The sequence below is a fragment of the Flavobacterium sp. genome (assembly GCF_031422135.1).
GTDB lineage: Bacteria > Bacteroidota > Bacteroidia > Flavobacteriales > Flavobacteriaceae > Flavobacterium.
The window spans coordinates 1-4,030 of the sequence record NZ_JANOQD010000012.1; the positions used below are offsets into that span (position 1 = coordinate 1).

Annotated in this window: 4 protein-coding genes and 1 tRNA gene; 3 read left to right on the top strand and 2 right to left on the bottom strand. The window is 35.8% G+C overall.

Annotated features, from left to right (window positions below; all coding sequences use genetic code 11):
- Window positions 1-2: 2 nt before the first annotated feature.
- Window positions 3-82, bottom strand: a tRNA-Leu gene (locus RMO70_RS02230).
- Between the two features lie 314 nt (window positions 83-396).
- Here RMO70_RS02230 and RMO70_RS02235 point away from each other — a divergent pair.
- From RMO70_RS02235 to pth, 3 genes are all read left to right on the top strand, one after another.
- The gene (locus RMO70_RS02235) at window positions 397-1,338 is read left to right on the top strand and encodes a ribose-phosphate pyrophosphokinase (RefSeq protein ID WP_310554796.1); all 942 of its coding nucleotides are present in this window, start codon (window positions 397-399) and stop codon (window positions 1,336-1,338) included.
- Between the two features lie 110 nt (window positions 1,339-1,448).
- Window positions 1,449-2,057: a 50S ribosomal protein L25/general stress protein Ctc gene (locus tag RMO70_RS02240; RefSeq protein ID WP_310554797.1), complete on the top strand. Its 609-nt coding sequence runs from the start codon at window positions 1,449-1,451 to the stop codon at window positions 2,055-2,057.
- Between the two features lie 300 nt (window positions 2,058-2,357).
- Entirely contained in the window at window positions 2,358-2,924 is a 567-nt protein-coding gene (gene pth, locus RMO70_RS02245) for an aminoacyl-tRNA hydrolase (RefSeq protein WP_310554799.1), read from the top strand.
- 49 nt (window positions 2,925-2,973) lie between these two features.
- On the opposite strand, the gene RMO70_RS02250 is transcribed toward pth, so the two are convergent.
- Window positions 2,974-4,030: T9SS type A sorting domain-containing protein (locus RMO70_RS02250; protein ID WP_310554798.1), on the bottom strand; the 1,057-nt coding region annotated here is incomplete at its 5' end.

The window sequence follows — 4,030 nt, forward strand, 5'->3', positions numbered from 1 at the left end:
TGTACCCGGAACCGGAGTCGAACCGGTACGGTTTCCCACAGGTGTTTGAGACCAGCGCGTCTACCAATTCCGCCATCCGGGCATTAGCAGTTATGCTTTTGTCAAGTTTTACAACCCACATCAGCTGACTTAAAATAACAACAGTTATTTTATCGCTTCAAGAAATTAATTTAAAATTGAATTTCTTTAACACGGTGCAAATGTAAAAAATAAAATCACAATTTCTATAAAAATACTTTAAAAATTTATGTTTTACATTATTTTTATTGCTATTTTTGCACCTCGTTAAAACGAACAACAACTAACTAACTACACCCGAGGCGTATAGTAACATCTGGTTTAGGCAAATGACAAAGCCAGATAGTATGAAAGCAGCGGAATAAAAACAACTAATTAATGCCACACCTAGAACCCGAAGCAAAGATATTTGCCTGTTCGCAAAGTGTTTACTTGGCAGAAACCATAGCTAAAACTTATGGCATACCGCTAGGAAAAGTTACGTTCTCGCAATATAGTGATGGTGAATTTCAACCTTCGTATGAGGAATCATTAAGAGGCTTGCGCGTATTTATCGTTTGTTCCACATTTCCAAGCGCAGATAATCTGATGGAATTGCTACTAATGATTGATGCCGCAAAAAGAGCTTCAGCCAGACATATAACAGCTGTAATTCCATATTTCGGATGGGCGCGTCAAGACAGAAAAGACAAACCAAGAGTCCCAATTGGAGCCAAGCTAGTTGCTAAATTATTGGAAACCGCAGGGGCAACACGCATTATGACAATGGATTTGCACGCAGATCAAATACAAGGTTTTTTCGAAAAACCAGTAGACCATCTGTTTGCATCAACAATATTCTTGCCTTATGTAAAAAGTTTGAATTTAGAAAATTTGACTATTGCGTCGCCAGATATGGGAGGTTCAAAAAGAGCATATGCCTATTCTAAATTTTTAGAATCAGATGTAGTTATTTGTTACAAACAACGAAAAGTAGCCAACGTTATTGATACAATGGAGCTTATAGGCGAGGTAAAAGGAAGAAATGTTGTATTAGTCGATGATATGATTGACACTGGAGGCACATTGGCGAAAGCCGCAGATTTAATGATCGAAAAAGGAGCATTAAGCGTAAGAGCAATTTGCACACACGCTATCTTATCTGGTGATGCCTACGAAAAAATAGAAAATTCGCAATTAAGCGAACTGATTGTAACCGATTCAATTCCGTTAAAAAAACAATCAAACAAAATAAGAGTGGTGAGTTGTGCGCCACTTTTTGCTGAAGTAATGCATATGGTACATCACAACAATTCCATCAGTGGAAAATTTCTAATGTAGGTTTATTATTTGAACGTTAGAATTAATCTTTGAAGATTTTGAAATTGAATTTTGAAATTGACATTGATATTATAAAGTAATTTATTATTTATTAACTATATTTTTTTACAATGAAATCGATTACAATTAAAGGATCAGAAAGAGAAAGCGTGGGCAAAGTAGCAACTAAAGCCTTACGTAATGCTGGAGCGGTTCCTTGCGTATTATACGGAGGAGATCAACCAGTACACTTTTCAGCAGAAACTGCTGCATTCAAAAACTTGGTTTACACTCCAAACGCACACACAGTTGTGATTGATTTGGCTAGCGGAAAAACATTCAATGCAGTATTGCAAGATATCCAAGTACACCCAGTTTCTGACAAAATTTTACACATTGACTTCTATCAGTTATTTGATAACAAAGAAGTAACAATGGAAGTGCCTGTTAGAATCACTGGAACATCTCCAGGTGTATTATTAGGTGGTGTTTTACGTTTGAACTCTCGTAAATTAAAAGTAAAAGCATTGCCAGCTAACCTTCCAGATTTCTTAGATGCAGACATTACGCCTCTAGAAATGGGTAACAAAATTTACGTTACAGAATTAGCTAACGACAAATACAAAATCTTGCACCCAGACAACACTGTTGTTTGTCAAGTAAGAATCTCACGTGCTGCTATGAAAGCTGCTCAAGAAGCTGCAAAAGCAGAAAAAGGTGGTCCAAAAAAGAAAAAATAATTCTTTTTAGATAGTTTTACAAAGCGTCAGTTGCAAAACTGGCGCTTTTTTTATTTGGAGCTATTTCCAGCTGTACGTTTCAATCTTTTGCTTTTTTTTGTCATCCTGAGCCTGTCGAAGGACAAAAAAAGCAAAAGGATTTCCACTGCCATCTGGGCTAGGAAGAAACATTCCGATTAGCAATAATTTTTTTCTAAAATTAAAGCGTCAAATCATTTAACATTCTATTTTTGTAAAATGATACAATGGTTCAAATCTCTTTTTTCAATTATCAATACAGAAGAAAGCAACAACAATTCTATGAAGAAATTTTTAATAGTCGGTCTTGGCAATATTGGTGCCGAATATGTAAACACACGCCACAATATCGGTTTTAAAGTAGTCGATTTTCTTGCTCGAAAAGAAGGACTCGATTTTCAAACTGTCAAATTAGGTGTGTTAGCCGAATACAAGACAAAGGGAAGAACACTGTTGTTACTCAAACCCAACACCTATATGAATTTGAGTGGAAAAGCGGTGCAATACTGGATGGAAAAAGAAAAGATAGAAAAAGACAATGTCTTAATAATTACCGACGATTTAAACCTCGCATTCGGAACCATTCGGATCAAACCCAAAGGAAGCGATGGCGGTCACAACGGACTAAAAAGCATTCAACAAACACTCAATTCATCAGAATATTCAAGATTTCGTTTTGGAATAAGCGACGAATTCAAAAAAGGAAAACAAGTAGATTACGTTCTCGGCGAATGGGACGACACTGAAAAAGAAAAATTAACAGAGCGATTAGAAATGGCTGTTGAGGCAGTAAAATCATTTGCATTGTCTGGTTTAGAAATTACAATGACCAGTTTTAATGGAAAATAAAAAGGGAAGCAAATAATTTTGCTTCCCTTTTTTATTCATTACTATTGATTTATTCAACCACAATACGTTTTACTGTTTTCACATTGCCATCAAAAATAGAAACCAAATAAACTCCTGATTGTACTTTATTTAAATTTATATCTTGATTGAATGTTCCATTATTGGAAAATACTTTTTCATATACGTTTCTTCCTCGCATATCATACACGTTAATTTTAATATCCTTTGTAGAATCGGAAGTGAATTTTAGTGTAAAATCTCCTTTGTTTGGATTTGGATATAAACTTAAATCTTTCAGTTCAAATTCAGGAGTAGACAAAGCTGTTGGGGTAATCGTACAAACATTTAAACTCCAAGAATTCAAAGTTCCTCCATCACCATTTGCAGAATCTGCTAATCTCAATGTCCAAGTTCCTGTTGAACTTTGTCCATTAAAAGCTGATAAAGGTTGTGATGATTTTATGGTTCCTCCTATTGTTGGATTACTTCCACAAGTTGAAGTTGAGCCAGCATCATCAAAAGTAGCAATTACATTAGTGCTTCTACCGCAAACATCTTTAAACAACTGAACTTGTGTTCCACTTGGACCAATTAAAGTTGCCGTAACCTCTCCTAAATAGGTATGATCTAAATTCATTGTTATGTTTACATCGGAAATTGTACCTCCTGTTGGAATATTTAAAGTAGAGTTTACTGTACTTGCACCTGTAGCTATTATTGTTACTGGAATATTTGTTGAACTTACTGGAGTTTGACAAGCGATGAAGCCAGTTTTAAATTGGAACGGAGCACCATAAACACCAACACAGGATGTGTTTTTCGGTAAAACTCTCCAGAAGTAATCAGTACCTTGACTCAATCCATTCACAGAGAAATTTGTCGAGGTTGTAGTCCCAGAAGCGATAATTGTAGCAAAAGTATTATCAGAAGCAACCTGAATATCATATACTGATGCATTTGCATCGGCAGCCCAAGTTAAACTCAAAACCGTATTTTGACCTACAGCATTGTTTGCAGGAGTAGTCAAACTTGCACCTGCAAAATTCGGACTAAATACCTCCAAATACATAGGAGCTGTTTTTGTAACGGCTCCAGATGTACCCGTT

What these genes read in the sequence shown, in the direction of transcription:
- RMO70_RS02235 (WP_310554796.1), top strand. Translation starts at nt 397, where the DNA reads ATGCCACACCTAGAACCCGAAGCAAAGATATTTGCCTGTTCGCAAAGT.
- RMO70_RS02240 (WP_310554797.1), top strand. Translation starts at nt 1,449, where the DNA reads ATGAAATCGATTACAATTAAAGGATCAGAAAGAGAAAGCGTGGGCAAA.
- pth (WP_310554799.1), top strand. Translation starts at nt 2,358, where the DNA reads ATGAAGAAATTTTTAATAGTCGGTCTTGGCAATATTGGTGCCGAATAT.